19 protein-coding genes and 1 tRNA gene are annotated in these 20,901 nt (G+C 47.3%); 13 read left to right on the top strand and 7 right to left on the bottom strand.

Annotation, left to right across the window (positions count from 1 at the left end):
- Positions 1–7 precede the first annotated feature (7 nt).
- Together QUD86_RS09460 and dprA are read right to left on the bottom strand one after the other, a co-directional pair.
- Complete coding sequence (locus tag QUD86_RS09460) at positions 8–2,692, bottom strand: DNA topoisomerase III (RefSeq protein ID WP_286296990.1); 2,685 nt, start codon at positions 2,690–2,692, stop codon at positions 8–10.
- A gap of 174 nt (positions 2,693–2,866) precedes the next feature.
- A complete protein-coding gene (dprA, locus tag QUD86_RS09455; RefSeq protein ID WP_286296989.1) occupies positions 2,867–3,565 on the bottom strand; it encodes a DNA-processing protein DprA in 699 nt (232 codons plus the stop codon).
- A 71-nt stretch (positions 3,566–3,636) separates the two neighbouring features.
- Here dprA and def point away from each other — a divergent pair, with 71 nt between their 5' ends.
- From def to QUD86_RS09415, 8 genes are all read left to right on the top strand, one after another.
- Positions 3,637–4,152 carry a peptide deformylase gene (gene def / locus QUD86_RS09450; RefSeq protein ID WP_286296988.1) on the top strand — a complete coding sequence of 172 codons (516 nt, stop codon included), beginning with the start codon at positions 3,637–3,639 and terminating at the stop codon, positions 4,150–4,152.
- Positions 4,153–4,159: 7 nt separating this feature from the next.
- Positions 4,160–5,164 (top strand): methionyl-tRNA formyltransferase, encoded by a 1,005-nt coding sequence (gene fmt, locus QUD86_RS09445; RefSeq protein WP_286296987.1) that lies wholly within the window; start codon positions 4,160–4,162, stop codon positions 5,162–5,164.
- The gene (rsmB, locus tag QUD86_RS09440) at positions 5,157–6,467 is read left to right on the top strand and encodes a 16S rRNA (cytosine(967)-C(5))-methyltransferase RsmB (protein WP_502928868.1); all 1,311 of its coding nucleotides are present in this window, start codon (positions 5,157–5,159) and stop codon (positions 6,465–6,467) included. The genes fmt and rsmB overlap by 8 nt, the downstream gene beginning before the upstream one ends.
- Entirely contained in the window at positions 6,467–7,048 is a 582-nt protein-coding gene (locus tag QUD86_RS09435) for a DUF4390 domain-containing protein (protein ID WP_286296985.1), read from the top strand. Before rsmB ends, QUD86_RS09435 begins: the two co-directional genes overlap by 1 nt.
- Positions 7,045–9,366, top strand: a complete 2,322-nt coding sequence (locus tag QUD86_RS09430; RefSeq protein WP_286296984.1) for a sensor histidine kinase — start codon at positions 7,045–7,047, stop codon at positions 9,364–9,366. The genes QUD86_RS09435 and QUD86_RS09430 overlap by 4 nt, the downstream gene beginning before the upstream one ends.
- 2 nt (positions 9,367–9,368) lie before the next feature.
- Positions 9,369–10,052 (top strand): response regulator, encoded by a 684-nt coding sequence (locus QUD86_RS09425; RefSeq protein WP_286296982.1) that lies wholly within the window; start codon positions 9,369–9,371, stop codon positions 10,050–10,052.
- Positions 10,053–10,138: 86 nt separating this feature from the next.
- Positions 10,139–12,340, top strand: a complete 2,202-nt coding sequence (locus tag QUD86_RS09420; RefSeq protein WP_286296980.1) for an OsmC domain/YcaO domain-containing protein — start codon at positions 10,139–10,141, stop codon at positions 12,338–12,340.
- A gap of 131 nt (positions 12,341–12,471) precedes the next feature.
- Positions 12,472–12,972: a hypothetical protein gene (locus tag QUD86_RS09415; RefSeq protein ID WP_286296978.1), complete on the top strand. Its 501-nt coding sequence runs from the start codon at positions 12,472–12,474 to the stop codon at positions 12,970–12,972.
- Positions 12,973–13,324: 352 nt separating this feature from the next.
- Here the strand turns inward: QUD86_RS09415 and QUD86_RS09410 are convergent, their stop codons facing one another.
- The gene (locus tag QUD86_RS09410; protein ID WP_286296974.1) at positions 13,325–13,705 is read right to left on the bottom strand and encodes a hypothetical protein; all 381 of its coding nucleotides are present in this window, start codon (positions 13,703–13,705) and stop codon (positions 13,325–13,327) included.
- Positions 13,706–13,873: 168 nt separating this feature from the next.
- Between QUD86_RS09410 and QUD86_RS09405 the strand changes: the two genes are divergently transcribed.
- From QUD86_RS09405 to QUD86_RS09390, 4 genes are all read left to right on the top strand, one after another.
- Positions 13,874–15,391, top strand: coding sequence for a hypothetical protein (locus QUD86_RS09405; RefSeq protein WP_286296973.1), 1,518 nt, complete (start codon positions 13,874–13,876; stop codon positions 15,389–15,391).
- 246 nt (positions 15,392–15,637) lie between these two features.
- Positions 15,638–16,477: a DUF3108 domain-containing protein gene (locus tag QUD86_RS09400; RefSeq protein WP_286296971.1), complete on the top strand. Its 840-nt coding sequence runs from the start codon at positions 15,638–15,640 to the stop codon at positions 16,475–16,477.
- 149 nt (positions 16,478–16,626) lie between these two features.
- Positions 16,627–16,702: transfer RNA gene (locus QUD86_RS09395), tRNA-Phe, on the top strand.
- Between the two features lie 320 nt (positions 16,703–17,022).
- Entirely contained in the window at positions 17,023–17,598 is a 576-nt protein-coding gene (locus QUD86_RS09390) for a hypothetical protein (RefSeq protein ID WP_286296969.1), read from the top strand.
- Here the strand turns inward: QUD86_RS09390 and QUD86_RS09385 are convergent.
- From QUD86_RS09385 to QUD86_RS09370, 4 genes are read right to left on the bottom strand one after another with little or no spacing between them, the layout of a single operon-like run.
- A complete protein-coding gene (locus QUD86_RS09385) occupies positions 17,568–18,110 on the bottom strand; it encodes a hypothetical protein (RefSeq protein ID WP_286296967.1) in 543 nt (180 codons plus the stop codon). The genes QUD86_RS09390 and QUD86_RS09385 overlap by 31 nt on opposite strands.
- Complete coding sequence (locus tag QUD86_RS09380; RefSeq protein WP_286296966.1) at positions 18,046–19,479, bottom strand: recombinase family protein; 1,434 nt, start codon at positions 19,477–19,479, stop codon at positions 18,046–18,048. The genes QUD86_RS09385 and QUD86_RS09380 overlap by 65 nt, the downstream gene beginning before the upstream one ends.
- Positions 19,476–19,946, bottom strand: a complete 471-nt coding sequence (locus tag QUD86_RS09375) for a DUF2924 domain-containing protein (protein ID WP_286296964.1) — start codon at positions 19,944–19,946, stop codon at positions 19,476–19,478. The genes QUD86_RS09380 and QUD86_RS09375 overlap by 4 nt, the downstream gene beginning before the upstream one ends.
- On the bottom strand, positions 19,943–20,191 hold the full coding sequence (locus tag QUD86_RS09370) for a hypothetical protein (protein ID WP_286296963.1): 249 nt from the start codon (positions 20,189–20,191) through the stop codon (positions 19,943–19,945). The genes QUD86_RS09375 and QUD86_RS09370 overlap by 4 nt, the downstream gene beginning before the upstream one ends.
- 168 nt (positions 20,192–20,359) lie before the next feature.
- Here QUD86_RS09370 and QUD86_RS09365 point away from each other — a divergent pair, with 168 nt between their 5' ends.
- Positions 20,360–20,797, top strand: coding sequence for a holin family protein (locus tag QUD86_RS09365; protein WP_286296962.1), 438 nt, complete (start codon positions 20,360–20,362; stop codon positions 20,795–20,797).
- Positions 20,798–20,901 lie beyond the last annotated feature (104 nt).

Raw genomic sequence — 20,901 nt, 5'->3', positions numbered from 1 at the left:
TTACCGCTCAAGTGCTAGACGACGATTTTGCTTTGCTGACACGCTTGGGCTTTGCGGCTGATTTGGTCGCTGCGCTCGCGCCAGCGCGCTTCTTTGCGGGAGCCTTAGCCGTGCCCTTAGTAGCACCCACAGCTTTAGGCGCCTTTGCTTCGAATTCAAAGCCAATCTTGCCATCAGTGCCTAGTGCTAAATAAGCCTTAAAGCCTCTTCCAGTACGGTTAGATTTAAAGTTCGTCAGTAAATCCGTTTTGCCTTCACTGAGTAATTTCTGAACTTGCTCTGTAGAAATCTCTTGCTGTAAAACTACCTTACCTGTTTTAAAGTCGCACGATTTATCAGGCCCAGTATTTTTTTCGCATAAGTAACGCATACCATCTTCATACACAGCGCCAGCGCATTTTGGGCACACCCCTAGAGCTTGACGACCAGTAAAGTCAATCGCTTCAGATTCATCTTCTTGACTGTTGCCAAAATCAAACTCCAACTTAAAGCCGGCATTAGGATAGTCAGCATCATCCTCTGGAATTTCACTCAACTTAATAATGGCAGCAAATGGCCTGCCCATTTTGCTGCGGAATCCTTGTAGAGGGCCGATTGTTTTTTCACGCAATAGTTCTTCTACTTCGGGGTACTCAAATGCACGCCCACCCGGTGTTTTACTGATAGTGAAACCGCACTTTTCGCAGGCAAAGCGACGGTAATTTTCTTTAATAGATCCCTTACAGTGTGGGCAAGGTGTTGACATCGTTGCATAATCGCCCGGGATCGTATCGTTATCGTATTCCTTGGCGCGCTTAACAATGCGCTGTGTCATTTGTGCAATTTCTTGCATGAAAGTGTCGCGATTCATTTCGCCGCGCTCGATCAGTGCCAGCTTATTTTCCCAGCTACCCGTCAAGTCTGGTCGAGTTAATTCCTCAACATCAAGGCCGCGTAAGAGCGTCATTAACTGAAAGGCTTTGGCAGTAGGAATAAGTTCGCGCGCTTCACGTACCATGTAGCGCTCTGCAAGCAAGCCTTCAATAATGGCGGCGCGGGTTGCAGGTGTACCGAGACCTTTTTCAGCCATGGCTTCACGCATGTCCTCATCATCAACCCACTTACCCGCACTTTCCATCGCAGAAAGAAGGGTTGCTTCTGTATATCTAGCTGGCGGTTTAGTTTTTAGGGCTAGCGCAGCAATGGATTCATTTTGAACAGTTTCACCCTCTTGTACTGCAACGAGCTCGTCATCTGCTTGAGTAGATCTTCCATAAACCGTCAGCCATCCTGGATTAACTAGAACGCGACCCTCTGTTTTAAAGTGGTGTCCGGAGGCTTCGGTAATACGCGTGGTTACGCGGAATTCTGCTGCAGGATAAAAGACCGCCAAGAAGCGCCGCACCACTAAGTCATATAACTTTTGTTCGGGCTCGCTTAAGGTTTTAGGTGACTCTAAAGTGGGAATGATCGCAAAGTGATCTGAAATTTTAGAGTTATCAAAAATACGTTTATTAGGCCTGATCCAACCATAGCCCGCCTTTGAATCTTTGGGGTCGCCTTGCAAAATTGTTTTAGCAAAGGAGCGATATTCCTGAGAATTCTCAACTAAATTCTCCATCGTCTGCTTGACGGTTTCTAAGTAATCTTCCGGCAGCGCTTTTGCATCAGTACGTGGATAGGTCAGCACCTTATGGCGCTCGTAAAGTGCTTGCGCTAAGCCCAGCGTATTTTTTGCAGAGAAGCCAAAGCGTGCATTTGCTTCGCGTTGCAGGCTAGTTAAATCAAATAGTTGTGGTGCCAATTGAGTGGCGGGTTTTGATTCTTCCTTGACGCTTGCCTTTTTATCTCGACACGCCGCCACAATACTTTGTGCCGCTGCTTCACTCCAAAGTCGATTTTCGCGAGCCTCGGGACTGGCAGCATCTTTTTTGAACTTAGGGTCAAACCAACGACCTTCATAAACGCCAGCCGCAGCAATAAACTCGGCCTTCACTTCCCAATAATCTTTAGATATAAATTTACGAATGAGCTCTTCACGCTCAACAACAATAGAAAGAGTTGGTGTTTGAACTCGCCCTACTGTCGTTAAGAAGAAGCCTCCACTTTTGCTATTAAAAGCAGTCATGGCGCGGGTACCGTTAATCCCAACCAACCAATCCGCTTCAGAACGACAGCGTGCAGCATCGGCTAAAGGCTTCATCTCCTCATCACTACGTAGTGATGCAAAACCTTGACGAATTGCCGCGGGCGTCATAGATTGCAGCCATAGTCTTTTCACGGCCTGTTGGGCTTTAGCATGCTGCGCTATCAACCGAAAGATGAGCTCGCCTTCACGTCCCGCGTCACAGGCGTTGATCAGCGCATTAATATCTTTACGCTTAATGAGTTTTTGTAAAACCTTGAGCCGAGACTCTGTTTTTACAATCGGGCGTAAATCAAAATAGGGGGGTACGACGGGCAAATTTGCAAAAGACCATTTGCCACGCTTGACCTCAAACTCCTCTGGCGCTGCAATTTCTAAAAGGTGACCCACTGCAGACGAAATAACAAAATCATCGCTTTCAAAATAATCTTCATATTTTGTAAAACCACCCAATGCTTTGGCAATATCGTTGGCAACGGATGGCTTCTCCGCAATGATTAGGGATTTAGGGTGATCTATCGAAGATACCTTTGGGGTGCTTTTTTTGGTAGTTGCTTTTGTAGCCACGCGTTTTTGCCTAAATTTGAGCTGGAAATGGTGTTTTTATTAAGGAAAATAGACTTTAGTCATCTTTGCCCCTTATTTATTATTAACCGATAAATTGAAAAAAGTCCAAAAAACGCAAATGTAGGCCAGACATAAGCGGATTACAGATCGCGCATTTGTTCTCGAATCCCCAATCTAAGCGTTCTTAAACAGGTTTTTTGAATATATTTGCAAGTCCACCAGGACATCTTCGGGATTTTGAACCAATTTAGCCCCTTGTTGAATTAACTGATGGCACCCCCTAGATAATGGGCTATGGATTGATCCCGGGATGGCAAACACCTCTCTTCCTAGCTCGCATGCCAATCTAGCGGTGATGAGCGATCCGGACCGCTCTGCAGCTTCTACCACTACGACCCCCAACGATAAGGCGGCGATGATGCGATTGCGGCGGGGGAAATGATAGGGCTTTGGGCCGATTCCAGGCGCCAGTTCTGATATCAGCAGACCTTGCCGGCGGATAGACTTGGCCAGGGTATGGTGCTCTGGTGGATACACACTATCTAAACCCGTTCCACAAACTGCTACGGTAGGGTGACCCATGCCAAGCCCAAGCGCGGCCGAATGGGCTGCACCATCAATGCCGCGAGCCATGCCGGAGATAACTAAAAATCCAGCTTTAGATAGGGCTTGAGAGAAGTCAATCGCATTTTTAATGCCCTGTGCAGTAGGTTTGCGCGAGCCGACAATGGCGATCATTGGGGCATTGAGGCAGAACACCTCGCCAGATAAGTAGAGCGTATCCGGAGGGTCGCTGAGATCAAGAAGCCGGACTGGATATCGGGGGCTATTTCGTTCAATCGAGATGATTTGAGGGTTATTTGCTTGATGCATAAAGCAATTGTCCCTATTAAGAAAGTGCAAACTATCAGGACAGTCTGATTACTCTGTTGGATAATTCCGATATGGCCCTATTAACTGTTATTTGTTACCCAGACCCACGCTTGTACAAGCTTGCTAAACCTGTAGCGCAGGTTGACGCACGCATTAAAAAAATTGTGATTGATATGGCTCAGACGATGTATGACGCGCCCGGTGTTGGTCTTGCTGCTACACAGGTGGACATTCATGAGCAGATTATTGTTATTGACGTATCAGATAACCAAAATGAGTTGATGGTGTTCATCAACCCAGAATTAGTTTGGGCAAGCCCGGAAAAAAAATCTTGGCGCGAAGGATGTCTGTCGGTGCCGGAGTATTACGATGATGTGGATAGGCCCGCAGTTGTTCGAGTCAAGGCGCTAGATGAGCATGGAAAAGAGTTTGAAGTAGAGGCAGACGGCTTATTGGCGGTTTGCTTGCAACACGAGATGGATCATCTCAAGGGAAAAGTATTTGTTGAGTATCTTTCTATGCTGAAGCGCAATCGTATTTCACTCAAAATGAAAAAGCGCGCAAAAGAACGTATTGAAAATTCTTGAGCGCCCAATGAAAATTGTTTTTGCAGGCACTCCAGAATTTTCAGCTCATGCGCTGAGCGCTATAGTGGCGGCAGGCCATGAAATTGTGCTGGTGCTAACTCAGCCTGATCGACGAGCGGGCAGAGGGATGCATTTAAAGGCAAGCCCAACCAAAGTAGAGGCACTAAAAAGAAAAATACCAGTGCTGCAACCCCTCACACTAAAGCGTAACCATGTTGATGTAAAAAAAAGCACGGAGGCGCAAGAGACATATCAGCACCTTGCCGGACTAGAGTTTGACGCAATGGTAGTGGTCGCATATGGCTTGATTCTGCCCCAAGAAATCCTAGACCTTGCGTCACAAAACCATCGGCATGGTTGCTTTAATATTCATGCCTCACTATTGCCCCGTTGGCGTGGGGCAGCGCCCATTCAGCGCGCAATTGAGAGTGGTGATGTCAAAACGGGTATCAGCATCATGCAAATGGATGCAGGCTTAGACACGGGCGATGTAGTCTTGGTAGGCGAGCTGACGATTTCACCGCAGGAAACAAGCGCCTCATTACATGATCGTCTGGCGGACATGGGCTCGGATCTGATGTTGCGGGTACTCAGTAGTATTGAGCAAGGCGCCCCGCTGCTGCGCGCTGCACAGGCGCTTGAAGGTGTCACCTATGCTAACAAAATTCTTAAAAACGAAGCGGCAATTAACTGGCAGCTCAGTGCTATCGAAATTGAACGACGTATCCGTGCCTTTAATCCATTTCCAGGGGCAACTAGCAGCCTGAATCACGAGCTATTAAAGTTCTGGAGCGCCTGCTTGCCAAATAAAATAGCCGCCACCCAAACAAAAAATCCTGGCGAGGTGCTGGAGATTGACGATGGTAGTGTATTTGTTCAGTGTGGCGATGGCGTCATTGAAGTTTTAGAGATGCAAAAGCCCGGCGGGAAAAGAATAAGCGCAAGCGCTTGTCTTAGCCCCTATCGGTCGCAAGAAAAAATAATGCAGTTTCAGAAAGATAGTGTTGACTGATCAAAAAATATTACATAGCCTCCCTTTATCTGAGGCCATCACCATTTCTGCACAAGCTGTTGGCGAGGTGATGCTTGGAAGATCGCTAACCGAGGTTCTCGATCAGCTAGATGCTCATGAGCGCCCGATCGTTCAAAGCCTTACTTTTGATGCTTTGCGGAAGTGGGTAAGAAGTCATGAGTTAATCAAGGAATACATTCCGAAAGCGCCACCACCAGAAGTTGAATATTTGCTTAGCGTTACGATTGCCTTATTTCTACAGGGCAGTACAGGTGGCAAGGGATACCCAGCACACACTATTGTTGATCAATCGGTAAAGGCTTGTAGTGAGTATGAGCCAACGATGTATGCCAAGGGTTTGGTAAATGCGGTATTGCGTAAAGTGAGTCTTAAAATACAGGCGCAGAGTGAAGGCACTTATCCGCCTGATCCAATTCCGATGTTCTTCCCTCCTTGGTGGCGAGCCAGTCTTAAGAAGAATTTTCCTAAGGCATGGCAAGCAATGCTGATACAGCAGGCTCAGCGCGCCCCCTTGATCTTGCGTGTCAATGCTCAGCAGCATACGCGCCAGGAATATCAAGATCTACTGCAGCAAGAGGGGATTACAGCTGAACCGATTACTGAAATCGCAGGCATTGCCTTGAGCTCAGCTTTGCTATTAAGAGAGGCTGTTCCTGTATCCGATTTGCCAGGCTTTTACACCGGCGCCGTTTCGGTCCAAGATGCGGGCGCGCAGATTGCGGCGGTATTGCTTGATCCAAAGCTGGGAGATCGTGTTTTGGATGCTTGTGCTGCGCCTGGCGGAAAAACGGCACACCTATTGGAATTGGCTCAATGCGAAATGATTGCCTTAGAGCTGGATGGCACGCGTCTTGGAAAAATTGGCGGAAATTTAGATCGTTTACGCCTGCAGTCAGACGCAGTTAAGGTTGTTCGTGGAGATGCTTCTAAAACAGCATGGTGGGATGGTGCGCTGTTTGACAAAATACTGCTCGATGCCCCCTGTTCTGCATCAGGCATCGTCGCCAGACATCCTGATATTCCATTTTTGCGACGTGAGGCAGATATTCATGCCTTACAGTTACGTCAGCGTGCGATTTTGACCCAAGCTTGGAATATGCTTAAGCCAGGCGGCCTTTTATTGTATGTGACCTGCTCGATATTTCCGGAAGAGGGGGTAGATCAAGCAACTTGGTTTGCCGCCGAGTTTGTCGATGCATTGCGATTGCCGGCTCCTGGCCAAATCTTACCGACTGAGGTCAATGATGGTTTTTACTACGCCTTGTTTAAGAAAAATGGGTAATGAGCCAACGCATTAATCAAGCCATCTTTTGCGTTTTGTTGGTGCTGAGCTTTTTTTCAGTCACAGCAGGCGCAGAAGGAATCAAGCTTAAAGCGCTGGAACTTGAGCGAGTGGAAAACGATTGGCTATTAAACACGGCATTTCAGATTGAGCTAACTCCGGGGTTAGAAGACGCGGTACAAAAAGGAGTGGTGCTTTATTTTCAAACAGAGTTTGATCTCACTCGTGCACGTTGGTATTGGTTTGATGAGAGGCCAGCCCTTGCACAGCGCCAGACTCGCCTTTCTTATCAGCCAATTACACAACAATATCGAATTGCCTCTGAGGGTTTTACTTTTTCCGCCAAGACCATAGTTGAAGCATTGCAGGCCGTAGGTACTATTGGCGGCTGGAAGGTAATTGATAACAATCAAATAGACTCGAGCAAGTCTTATACAGCGGCAGTCAGAATGTCCTTAGACTTAAGCAAGCTCCCCAAACCCTTTCAAGTAAACGCCCTAAATAATCGGGATTGGAATATTTCGAGTGATTGGGTTCGCGTTCCGTTTTTACCAAACGGCCCCAACATCATTAAGCGATGAGAATTTCTATTCCCCTCTTTAGGCTGAGCACCCCTGAAAAGGAGGCGTGGAAAAGGCGTGCCTTACCGATTGCCGCAAGCCTTATAGGAACATTTGCACTATTGTTATTGGTGTTGCTGTCGATTGCGTCCTCCAATACAGAGTTTTTTGATAATTACTTTATTTGGCTTTATGCGGCCAATATGGCTATCGGTATTTGTCTTGCCTTGGTGATTGTGACACTGGTGATCGTCATCGCAATTCGATGGCACAAGGGACGATTTGGTACGCGCTTGATTGCAAAACTCGCCATGATTTTTGCCTTAGTTGGTGTTGTGCCAGGGTTAATTTTGTACAGCGTTTCCTTGCAGTTCGTTTCTCGCAGTATCGAAACATGGTTTGACGTCAAGGTAGAGTCTGCGCTTGAGGCTGGCTTGGAGTTGGGCCGCGCGACATTAAGCACCTCACTACAAGAATTGCAAGAAGAAGGCAGGGTTATTGCCAACCAAATTCAAATCATGCCTAACTCGTCTAGTCCGGCAGAGTTAACCTTGCTGATTTCACGAATGCGCGATCAGTTTGGAATTCAAGAAATTACGATTTTTAATGGTCGCCAAGCAGTAGTCGTAACGGCAACATCAGATACGGTGAAGCAGCCAGCAGGAGCCCCTAGCTCAGAGGTGATTAGGCAGGCCTCTAGTAGTGCTAGCGGCGCGGCATTCATTGATGAGCCCCTACTAAACGGCGGACCCGCCGAATATCGTCTACGGGTAGTCATCCCCCTATTGAAAGAGCGCACTACTAGTGCGCGTGGATTCGGTTTAAGTGCGCAATATCAAAAAGAGTTTTGGTACTTGCAGCTAATTAAAACGGTTCCTGAGGGCATTACAAAAAATACCTTAGCAGTTCAGGCGGCCTATAGTGACTATCAAGAGAAGTCTTTGGGGCGGACTGGTCTGCGAAAAATGTTCGTAGGCACGCTGACATTGACCTTGTTTTTTGCATTGTTTGTGGCGGTTACTTTGGCCCTGATATTAGGTCGTCAGTTGGCAAGACCACTATTAATGCTGCTCAAAGGAACGCAAGCCGTCGCTCAGGGCGACCTTTCGCCCAAGCCAGAGTTAGATACTGGCGATGAGTTAGGCATGCTGACGCGCCAATTTAATGTGATGACACGCCAGTTGGCCGATACCAGAACATCATTACAAGAATCCAAGTCTTTCCTAGAAACAGTGCTGGGTAACTTGACTGCAGGCGTTTGCATTTTTGATAAAGACTTTAATGTGGTTTCAAGCAATGCTGGAGCAGATCGTATTTTTAAGAAAGACCTAACTAAGGCCAGTGGACGTCCATTAAGTGATAGCCCTGCCCTGCTGGAGTTTGAAGAAGCCATCAAAGAAGGCTTTGCCACAATGAAACTAGCGGTTGGTGTCGATAGTGATTTGGTTGGGACAAGCCAGCCAGTGGTTGGTCAGGTATGGCAAAAACAGATTCAATTACAAAGCACTAATGAGTTTGAGAATGAGTTAGGCGTAACTTTATTTGTGCGTGGTACAGAGCTCAATCCTGATTTACGGATGGTGGTATTTGACGATATTACCGATGTCGTCAGTGCACAACGTTCAATTGCTTGGAGCGAGGTAGCTAGGCGCCTGGCTCATGAAATTAAGAATCCGCTGACTCCCATTCAGCTCTCGGCAGAGAGGTTGCAATATAAGCTGGCTGGCAAACTTACTCCAGAGCAGGAAGAAATGATGAATCGCAGTACTGAGACCATCATTGGTCAGGTACAAGCCATGAAAGAAATGGTAAACGACTTTAGAGACTTTGCTAAAACACCCACGCCCCAATTAAAAGCGATTTCAATTAATAGTCTTACGCAGGAGATTTTGGGCCTATATGAGGGTAGCCCTATAAAGACCGAGCTCGATCCGCTCTGCCCAAATATTATGGGCGACTCTACGCAGTTAAGGCAGGTGGTTCATAACCTTTTACAAAATGCGCAGGATGCCACCCTGGAAGGGGGGCAGAAAAATGCGCCAGTAGAAGTGAAAACAGAATTAGTTCCTTATGGCGCATCTCATGATGTCGTCCAAAATGCAGTACGCTTGACGATTAGTGATTGCGGTTCAGGATTTCCAGCTAAGATATTGGCTAGAGCATTCGAGCCTTATGTGACTACTAAGAGTAAAGGTACTGGATTGGGGTTAGCAGTTGTGAAAAAAATAGTGGATGATCATGGCGCCAAAATTGAAATCCGTAATCGCATGCAGGCAGATGTGGTGGTCGGAGCGCAAGTATCCATTTTGTTTATGAATTTAGCAAAAGAGGCAGCATAGGTATGGCGTGTATTTTAGTGGTCGATGATGAGATGGGGATCCGCGAACTTCTGAATGAAATTCTGTCGGATGAGGGCCATACTGTGTACGCTGCAGAGAATGCAATGCAGGCGCGCACTATTCGTGAGCAAATGCGGCCGGATTTAGTCTTACTCGACATTTGGATGCCTGATGTTGATGGCATTACCTTATTAAAGGAGTGGTCTAAGACGGGTCAACTTACGATGCCGGTTGTGATGATGTCTGGTCATGCCACCATCGATACAGCAGTTGAGGCAACCCGTATTGGCGCCCTTAATTTTTTAGAAAAGCCCATCGCACTACAAAAGCTACTCAAGACGGTTAATAAAGCCTTAGAGAGTTCACCTAAGTATGTCGAGCCACCAGAAGACAAGGCATCCCAGCCATCCCTTTCTGCAGGTAGCAGCCCAAAAGCATCTACTCTTGAGCAGCCTCTAGCAGCATCAGCTGGCGAATACATCAGTGGTATTGCAAAAACCTATTTTGATTTACCGCTTAGAGAGGCCAGGGATCTTTTCGAGAAAGCCTATTTTGAGCATCAGATGATCATTATGGGCGGCAGTATGACCAGAATTTCTGAATACACGGGTCTCGAAAGAACCCATCTCTATCGTAAGCTCAAGGCCTTAGGTATCGATACGTCTCGCAATAAGGGTGAGCAATAACACGCCGTTTGCTTAAAGTATCGATGCAGTTTAAGTGGGGCCGTTCCAGAGGATAATCATGTCTACATCATTATCGGATTACTCTCATGGAAATTAAGGTCAACTTTCTTGATAAGCAGCGTCTTGAGGCAAAGTTTGACGACTTCACCGTAATTGCAGACCAGCCTATTCGATACAAAGGCGATGGCTCGGCCCCAGGCCCATTCGATTATTTTTTAGCTTCATCTGCCCTATGCGCTGCCTATTTTGTAAAACTCTATTGCGATACTCGTAAGATCTCCACCGAGAACATTCGCCTTTCACAGAGCAACATTGTTGACCCTGAAAACCGCTACCAACAGATTTTCAAAATCCAAGTTGAATTACCTGAAAATATATCCGCCAATGATCGTAAGGGCATATTGCGCTCCATTGAGCGTTGCACTGTTAAAAAGGTAGTGCAGGCAGGACCAGAGTTTGTCATTGAAGAAGTAAAAAACTTAGATGCAGATGCGCAGTCTTTGTTGGCTTTGAAACCAGCCTCCGAGGGACTCACTTATATTCCAGGTAAAGATCTCCCCTTAGAGGAAACGATTACCCAGATGTCTTTGGTGTTGGCAAACCTAGGTATAAAAATTGAGATTGCCTCGTGGCGCAACATTATTCCCAATGTTTGGTCATTACATATTCGTGATGCCCATTCACCGATGTGCTTTACCAATGGTAAGGGCTCAACCAAAGAAAGCGCATTGGCATCTGCTTTAGGTGAGTATATCGAGCGACTGAGTAATAACCATTTCTATGCAGGTGCATTCTGGGGAGAGGATATCGCTAGCGGAACATTCGTGCATTATCCAAACGAGCGCTGGTTTCAGCCGGGCGCTAACGATACTCTGCCGACAGAAATTCTAGATGAGCACTGTCTTAGTATCTTTAATCCTGATGGTGATTTGCGCGGCTCCCATTTGATTGATACTAATTCAGGCAATGTGCAGCGGGGCATTTGCTCGTTGCCATACATACGTCAGTCTGATGGTGGGACGGTTTATTTTCCATCAAACCTGATTGAAAACTTGTATGTCAGTAATGGTATGAGTGCTGGCAATACTCTGGCGGAAGCGCAGGTGCAATGCTTATCAGAGATTTTTGAGCGGGCAGTAAAACGAGAAATTCTGGAGAATGAAATTGCATTACCAGAGGTTCCACTCGAAGTGTTGGCTAAGTATCCTGATGTTTTGGCTGGTATACAGGCCCTAGAGGAGCAAGGCTTTCCGGTGCTAGTGAAGGATGCATCGTTGGGCGGCATTTACCCGGTCATGTGCGTCACTTTAATGAACCCCCGTACGGGTGGTGTGTTTGCCTCCTTTGGCGCGCATCCGAGTTTGGCTGTGGCGTTAGAGCGGAGTTTGACAGAGCTACTTCAGGGGCGTAGCTTGGAGGGCCTCAATGACTTGCCCCCTCCAACCTTTTCAAGTGAGGCAGTGACCGAGCCAAATAATTTTGTTGAGCATTTTATTGACTCAAGCGGGATTGTTTCTTGGCACTTCTTTAGCTCAAAACCAGATTATAAATTTGTAGAGTGGGACTTTTCTAGCCAGGGTGGTGAGTCGAATGCACAAGAGGCAGCAACTTTATTTGGCATTCTCAATTCTATGGGTAAAGAAGCCTATGTGGCTGTATATGATCAGCTTGGGGCAATAGCCTGTCGGATTTTAGTGCCGGGCTATTCTGAGGTGTATCCAATAGAGGATCTTATTTGGGATAACACGAATAAGGCCTTGTTATTCCGAGCAGACATTTTAAATTTATCCTCCCTAGATGACGTGAGTTTAAGCAGCCTACTTGAGCGCTTAGAAAATAATGAACTAGATGAGTATGGTGATATTGCTACATTGATTGGCGTCGAGTTTGATGAAAATACGCCCTGGGGGCAGCTAACGGTTTTAGAGCTTAAGTTACTAATTAATCTTGCCTTACGCAGATTAGATGAAGCCCATGAGTTAGTAGGCGCCTTCCTTCAATATAACGACAACACGGTAGAGCGAAAATTGTTTTATCAGGCTGTCAATGCCGTTCTTGAGATTTCGCTAGATATAGATTTACAGCTCGATGATTACATTCTGAACTTTCGGCGCATGTTCGGCGATGAGAAAATGGATGCAGTGATTGGCTCAATGGACGGCAGTGTTCGCTTTCATGGCTTAACGCCTACCAGCATGAAACTTGAGGGCCTTGATAGACATCATCGACTGATTGATAGCTATAAAAAACTGCATGTGGCACGGGCTCAATTTACAACAGGCAATTAATTTCATAATCTAGACGCGATCAGCTGGCCTATGCACTACTGGCGGAATATTCTAAATAGCGATCAAATATGAAAAAGCCAGTCACCTCCCTTTTGCTTATACTGGACCTTGTTCTTTTGGGAGCTATGTTGATGTCCGCCGTTAAACCAAGTCAATTTCCGTATGCATCGCTTGTAACCCTATCTGGCATGGTTGGAAAGCTCGATAACTCGGTGCTGGAATACGTTAATCCAGAAAAGCCTACCCATGATCATTCTTCGGTGTACTACAAGCGTTTTTTTGTTTCTAAATTTGAGCTTAACGAGCATCTAATTGAGGCCCAATTTTCTAGTCCTATGGCAATTCAGAATGGAGATGTAGTGAGGGTGGTTGGCCAAACCAAAGATAGAACATTACAAGTTTTAGCTTACATAAATGAAACTCAACAAACTCAACACTCTGAAAATTGGGCGGTATTGATTTTGGGCGCCATCTTCTTTTTAGCGGTTGCCATTGGTTTGCTAAATTCAGAGCTAGTGCTTGAGGGTGCTGTTATTCCGAGATTATTTTTGATTGGATTTTGTATAGTAGCGCTTTACATGGGGTACCGCGCCTTTCTCATTCGAGAGGCGGTTAAGTTGCTTCAGGGATGAGTTGCACCATTGCACTATCAGACCATTAAAACTTATCTATGTAGAGCAGTGAGGCGGTGCATTTACTTTGGGCCTTGAGGCTGAGTCGGACTAATAAAGAGCCAAACATTTATTTTTCAATATTGGAAGAATTAAACATGAGCGTTTTTCCCTTAATGACCTCTGTGCGTCACGCGCACTAAAAATAACTAGAGTGCTCAATAAATAAATCACTTAAGTGGTACTTAAGGCGCGTTGAAGTAAAGTTTTGGAGCAAAAAACGTCGCAGAAAAATACAATGCATTCGTCAAGTAAAAATTAATGATGCATTGACAACATGAGTAGAGATTTCATGCCACATGCAGCGGTTATCTTATTGAGGTGTACCGGTGCAAGCTATTGAAGGGTGAGGATAAAACAATGAATTCATTGCTTGTGAATACGAATCGATTATTTTCATAAACTTCGTAGTGGGGACTATGTACATGATGCGCTTGTCACTACCATCTAAAGTGTGTGCCAACCATCCATCGGAAAATAAATTTCTGTAATGCTGTCGGACAGCGGTGTAAGAGTGCCCAGTCGATGTAAAAAATCTCTTAACTGTTAACGGTTTTCCTTCGACAAATTCAATTGCTAAGAAAAAAACTAAATCAGTTGCAATAGTAGATTCGTAAAAAGGAAAATTTTCTCTGCACCAATTGCGAAGTTCGTTAGCTTTTTGAAGGGCGGTTAAAGCATCTACATTTGACATTTAATTTAAATAATAGCAACATTTAATAAATGTTAGCAGAAAATATTTTAGTAAAAGTACTATTTAATATAAATGTTATATACATATGTATTTTATAAGCATTGATTACGGTTGTGCTAATTCTATATTAATGGGAGAGTGCTTACTTGCTAAAAGTGGGTAAAAAAAGTGGAAAACAAGAGTATTGATGGTCTTATCAGCGAAGAGCAATCTATTGACTTAGGAAAAATAATTCAAAAACTTGCCTTGAACAAGGGTATTTTTTTAAAGTTCGCAATAATAGGGGTGCTTGGGTGGTTGCTATGCGCCCTTATTTATTTTTTCTTAATAAGCCCTACAAATCACTTTTCAATAGTTATTGCCTATAACTTTCCACAAGCTGCTGATGGGAAGTATCCAAACGGTAATCCATTAAATCCCAGCGATATTCTTTCTGGTGGTTCGGTGGAGACGGCTTGGAAGGAAAATAGTTTAGGCGATAAGGGCATCTCCTTGAATGACTTTTTGAGTGGCTTATCCGTTGAGCCCTATTCCCAGACATTCGAAAGTGCAGATAAAAAATACAAGACACTTTTAAGTCAGAAAAATTTAAGCCGAGCCGATATTGAATCAATTGAAGCAAACTATAAGCAAGAAATTAATGCAGCAGCCAAGCAAAATGTGCAAATTACCCTAAGTACGAGCAGTAAGTTAGATAACGGAACAGTCTCAAAAGTACTAAACGACGTTGTTCAAAATTGGTCAAAGCAATCGAAGGAAAAGTTAGGGGCCTTGAGGGGCTCACTTTCAAATACGGAATTATTGAATCCAGCGATGAAGGATGTAGCACCCTATGAAATGCTCTCATATTTAAATTATGTAACCTTTGCCTTAGGCAACACAATTGAGAAGATGATTATCGATCCAAACAGTAATAGCTTGAGAGATTCAAAAACAGACTTAAATCTTACGGGCGTATTAATTCGACTGAAAGAATTAAGTAAGTACGGTATTGAAAAACTAGAGTCAATTGTTGTGGCTAATGTACCCGCCACAAAAACGGATATTGATGTTGCTGTAAAAAATATTGAATCCTTAAAGGATAAGCAGGATGCACTTACGCAGGAAGCTAAGGGCTATCGCCAAAGTCTTCTGGATTACGCAGGACAAACGTCTCAAGGAAGAGAGCAAATAAATGGCAGCTTGAATTCTGATAGAGGGCGCTATCAGCAGGATAACAATACTTCAAACGTTCAGTTGAGTGGTGATGCTGTAAATAAAATAATTGATGTAGTGCAGAGTTCTAAAGATGCACAGTTTAGACAGGAATTAGTATTACGGCGAATGACTGCTGAAAATGAAAGTATTAAACTTATAGAGCAGATTAGAAAAAACGAGAGGCTCTTGTCAAGAGCAAAGATAAGCAGCGGAGTGATGAGTCAGCAATTTAAATTAGAATACCAACAGCAAATAGATAGAATATGGAGTGAGTTGGGCGGACTTTTAGTTGCCGTTAAAAGCATACAAATACAAGCCCAAAAAGAATTTATTGGTAATAGCGGACTCCTTTTTTCAACAGTGGAGCCCTTAAAAGTAATGTCACCAGAAAAAACTAAAGTAAAAGTCAATATAGCCGTTATGTTGGCGATCTTTATGCTCATTGCATTTGTTGGTGCAACCATTAAAAGCCTGTACGGGAGGCAATAATGCACTGCATAAGATTTAAGAAAAAGAACTTTTTTTGGTTCATTTGCCTATTTTATTTTTCAGTTAGTGCTTTAGTAATAGTTTGGCTTTCCGACCTTTGATCAATGTGGCTATTCCAAGGGGTGGAAGATTTTCCAGGCCCTATTGTCATATATTGAGCGGGGAAATGCCAAAATTTTCTTTAGATCGCAGCAATACGCTGTGACTAATGAAATATAAGCCCCTCTTCTACTCAAATAAAACTATATGAAAACAATGGGATCATGCCTTAAAACTCACAAGCCAAAGATAATTAGTTTTTTATTATTAATTTGTGCGGTATTTGTAAGTGTGAATGCACTTGCGCAAGCTAGCCCTATTAATGCCCAGTTTGAATATGATCTTAAGGTCACTGTAGATGCAAATAAGCGAGCCGCCTATTTGGCAAAGACCAAAGAAGAGCCAAGTGCTTACGAGGCTGTCTATAAAATCGCCAATGGTTCAATGTCAGTTGCAGTGGTTTCTGACCAAGTAAAAATAGACGGTGCGAGATATCACATTAGCTCAAAAGGAATGCTACTGGCGGGTATGTCGACTGCTCTGGGCGGTCAGACCTTGATTAGAGATTCCGTTGGTTCAGTGAACGCAAATGGTTTGCAAACTAATACCTATCAAGAAAAGCGCGGCAATACTGATTTGCTCATAGCAAAAGTAGAGGCCCCGAAAAATAGCATTAACTTTTACAAAGTATCATCACGAACTCCGCCAATGGGACTGGCGCCTTATTCTGGAGGCGTACTTGATATGTTGACGGTAGGATACCAATTTATTGGGCGTGATTTACCCAGCAAATCAATTGTTTTACAAGTAACAGATGGGCGTTCTCTCAGAAATTACACCTTGGTGCGCGGCGAAGCTTGGGAGTTCCCCTTCGGTGGCACTAAAGTAAAAGCAATTCGCTATTACAAAACAGTATCGAAAGACGATACTGCAACCTTTGAGATCTGGTTTTCTGAAAAAGAGCACGTTCCACTTCGTTCTATCATTGGATTAAGCGATCAGTACGGAGCAACTATTCAGGCGGATCTTAAAAAAATCCCAATTTAACTAAACGAACACCGTACAGCAGGTGCGGTAAAGGCAGTATCGTCCAGCGCTCCACACAGTAAAGAAGCTGATAACTACAGGGTGGAAACACAGTCGGACACATTTACACAGCACAACTGGCAGTTTGCGTATAATAGACAGTCTTAAATGGCCTGGTAGCTCAGTCGGTAGAGCAGAGGATTGAAAATCCTTGTGTCGGTGGTTCGATTCCGCCCCGGGCCACCAATTTCCAAAGCCGACTGTTCTCAGTCGGCTTTGTCGTTTCTGGCCTTCCCCCAAGCCACGTGGGGTTCCACGCCATTCTGCGTGTGCCGCCCCCATAGAGTTACCCCACCATTCCGGCCCGTTTCTTGAGCCGTTCGATTCTTCTCTGCTCTCTGTTCTCAAAAAATAGTGGAGAACCGTGCTGTTTTAGCACACGCAGAACGCCTTTGCTGACAACGAGTTACGGCTTCTTCGTCGGATACGGTTCGACGGTGGCAATGGTGTGCAAAGCATACATGCCAGTAGTATTGATGCCATCGAAAATGATTAGGGGGTGTGTGATGGACGTGAACGAACTTGCCTGGGCGCGTGAGGCGCTCCTGCGGATGCAATCTGCCGCCGACATGGTCGGCTATGAAAAATCCTGGAAGGACTTCCTGCACTATCTTGACCGCGCATGGAACAAGCTGGAAAAGGGGCTCCATGCTGACGGCGGAGCTCAACGGCATTTGAGTGAGGTAAATCGGTGGCGCAAAGAAGACGACCTGCTGCGCTATCTCGTACAGGCAAGAAACACCGACGAGCATACGATTCAAGAGATCGTGGTCAACCGGTCAGGTAGCCTAACAATTACCGGTGGCCCGGGCGGCGGTCGCATTCACAAGGGGATTTTCAATGGCCCGGGACAAGTCGATAACCTTGTGTATGACGGCGATCTGGAGATCAAATTCCACCCAGATCGGCTTGAAGTGATTTCGGTGACAAGTCGAGGGGTAACGTATTCGCCACCGGAAAATCATATGGGGAGCCCAGTTAAAAGCCGCCTTCCTCACGAGCTGGCTCAGATGGCGCTGGAGTATTACGAGGCGAAGGTTCGGGAAATTTCTCAAGGCTTGTCTGGCCATGTGGCGCGGTGAATCCAAAAATCACTCTTTGCGCCACCCAACTCACCGGCACCTCGGCCTGCCGCCCGCGCACAGCGTGCAAATTCAGATGTCGTGGCTGCCGACCATCGACGATAGCCTGCGCGATATCCGGTGCCAGTCGCGTCAGGCGAAGCACTTCGGCCACCCAGCCGGGTTCCAGTTTGAGTTGGCGGGCAAGTTCGGTGGCATTGGCCACCTGACCTGAGTCGAGCAGCTTCTGCCAGTAAAACGCTTTTCCCAGAGTACGGATCATTGGCAAATCTAGTGAGGCGGTGATCCTGGCGTCTTCGCAGCCCGGTGGCGGTAGCAGCAGCTTCGCGGTATGCCGACGCTTGATGGTTAGCGGCACAAATGTCACCGAGCGCCCTGCGTCCTCGTATTGACGTGGCGCGCCCGACGGCTTTACCTCCACGCTCCTCCGCATCAAATTCTCGGGGCTCATGCGCTTGCCTCCCATACCGTTTCGTTTTTCTTTTCTTCGATGGCTGCCCGTTGCTCGGCAACGAAGGGGTGCTGCTCCAGTTCGCGGCGGAAGCGATGCCAACTGTCTTCCCGCCACACAATATCCAAGCCATCGTGATGCAGTTGGACACGCTCGATCAACAAGCGCATGAGGCGGTGCTGCTCCGTTGGGAACAGTTGCGCCCAAACGGTGCTGATCTGGCGCATGGCCACCACCACCGTCGGTTCATCCAGCTCAGCCCGTTCCTTGAGTGACAGGCTTGCGCGCCAGATGCCGATGACCATCTCCGGCTTCTGCAAAACGCGGTGTACCTGCGCCAGCACGGTGGCTTCAATTTCCCCCGCAGGTAACGCGCCCATGCCGCCCACGCCAGGCTTCTTGGTGGCCCCCGCAGTCTGCCGTTTTTCCAAATAGGGCACGTAGTAGTGATATCGCTTGCCGTTTTTCTTCTGGGTGTAGGTCGGTAACATGCGCTGACCATCCGGTGCGTAGAGCAGGCCGGCCAACAACGCAGGGGATTCGTTGTGGCGGTCGCGCGTTCCACGCTTACGCTCGGCAATGATGACGTGCGCAGCATCCCAGAGTTGCTGATTCACAATCCCCTGGTGCTGCCCCGCAAAGACTTGCCCTTTGTGCGTGATCTCGCCGAGGTAGAGCCGGTTGCGCAGCAGCACAAAGAGAAATTGCTGATCGATGGTGCGGCCATGGTGGTAAGACCCGGACTGGGTCTGCCACGACTTGGTGGTGTGCCCTTCAATTTCAAGCTCCCGCACCAGCCGAGCCGCCGAGCCGTGTTCCGCATAACGCGAAAATATGTCTCTGACCAGTTCAGCCTCCGGCTCGTTGATCACCAACTTGCGGTCTTTTACGTCATAGCCCAGCGGCGGCACGCCGCCCATCCACATCCCCTTGGCCTTGCTCGCGGCAATCTTGTCGCGAATGCGTTCACCGGTCACCTCGCGCTCGAACTGCGCAAAGGACAGCAGCACGTTGAGCATCAAGCGCCCCATGCTGGTTGTCGTGTTGAACTGCTGGGTGACAGAGACGAAGGTCACGCCATGCGCGTCAAACAGATCGACGATTTGAGCAAAGTCCGAGAGTGAGCGCGATAGTCTGTCGATTTTGTAGACCACGATGACATCAACCTTGCCGTCCTCCACGTCGGCCAGCAGGCGCTTTAAGGCCGGGCGGTTGGTGTTGCCACCAGAAAACCCGCCGTCATCGTAGCCATCGTCGATGGCGATCCAGCCCTCGTGCCGCTGGCTGGCAATGAATGCCAACCCGGAGTCGCGCTGGGCCTCCAGGCTGTTGTATTCCTGGTCCAAACCCTCATCGGTGGACTTGCGGGTGTAGATGGCACAGCGTCGTTTTGGGGTCAGGCTGGGTTGGCCAGTGGTTGGGTTTTTCATGTTCGGCTCCCTTTTCTTGTAGCCGATGGTTTGATCCCAAAAAACACGGGGCCAGACCATTGGGTGCCGGTAATCGCCTTGGCAATGCCCGACAGACTTTTGTAGGGGCGCCCCTGGTACTCGAACCGCCCATCTTCCTTGATGACAACTCTGTGCTCGATCCCGTTGTATTCGCGGACCAAGGTGGTGCCGACAGCGAGCTGATTTTCACTACGGCGTTTTTGGTTGGGAACTTCACCCGTCTCGCCAATCTTTTCCAATTTGCGCCGCAGGGCACCAGACAAGCCGCCGAAGGCGCGCTCTTGAAGCTTGTAGGCGATGCGATTTTCCAGATAGGTGCGGTGATGGTTGCCCGGGCGACGATCAAAAAAATCGTCCCACAGCGCCCAGAGATTTTCCATGGAAAGCGTGGGTAATTGCGCCAGTTGAGCGGCGATGGGGGTTGTGGTGGTTGCGTGCGCTGTCATACAAAAACTCCTTCTGGTTGAGACGGGTTCGTATGAACGCTCTGGTCGCCAGAGAAGCCAAGTCTTATCTTCTGCGCTTCGGCAGAAGTTTCAATATCTGCGCTGAAGGTGTCGCCGGGAGTCGCGTATGAACGCGACCGCAATATGGCCGTGGCCAGCAATTCGGCGATCTCGAGGTGCGGATGCCGGGGAATGACTTGACCCTTGTGGGGGCGTTGAGTGAGACGGTGTTCGAAAATTGACATGGCAGCCTTTCGTTGTGAAGAACTGCTGCCATTTCAATGGGTGACGGCCAAAATTCCGATCAGGGAATTGCCAATGATTGCGAAGTCGTAGCACAAGATGCGGGTCACCGGCCTGGTGCTGCTGGCCGGCACTATCGTCAAAATCAAACTATTCGGAGGTACCCAGTGATGCCCGCAATAACCCCGTTCGTCTCGTCGCTGTTTCCCGGCTTGCTAGAAGCCGGTGCCAAACTCATCGACCGCATTATTCCCGACCCAGCCCAACGCGAACAGGCCAAGTTAGCCTTGCTTCAGGCGGAAGGGCAGCAAGCGTTGCAGGAAATGCAAGTCACCCTGTCCGCAATTCTGGCCGAAGCCAACTCGGCAGACCCGTGGACTAGCCGCGCCCGGCCCACTTTTTTGTATGTGATCTACGGCGTCATACTGTTGTGCGTGCTTGGCAGCATCATCGGCATCTGGTGGCCGCAGCAGGTGTTTCAGGCAGCGGAAAACCTCAACAAGCTGCTGGGCGCCGTGCCCGAAAGCTTGTGGTGGCTGTTCGGTGCAGGTTACCTCGGCTACACCGGCGCGCGCAGCGTCGACAAATGGCGAGGCCTCGACCGTTAAGCCATCCGGCAACACCCAACCACACAGCCTCCTGGCTCACCCGGCATCCATCGATGCTCGCGAGTGAGCCAGGGGGCTTTTTTGCGTTTATCCGCACGTAATAA

It is taken from the genome of Polynucleobacter sp. TUM22923, assembly GCF_030295705.1.
Classification (GTDB): domain Bacteria; phylum Pseudomonadota; class Gammaproteobacteria; order Burkholderiales; family Burkholderiaceae; genus Polynucleobacter.
The sequence above is the reverse complement of the archived record's forward strand: the minus strand, read 5'-3'. Positions and strand labels throughout refer to the sequence as shown.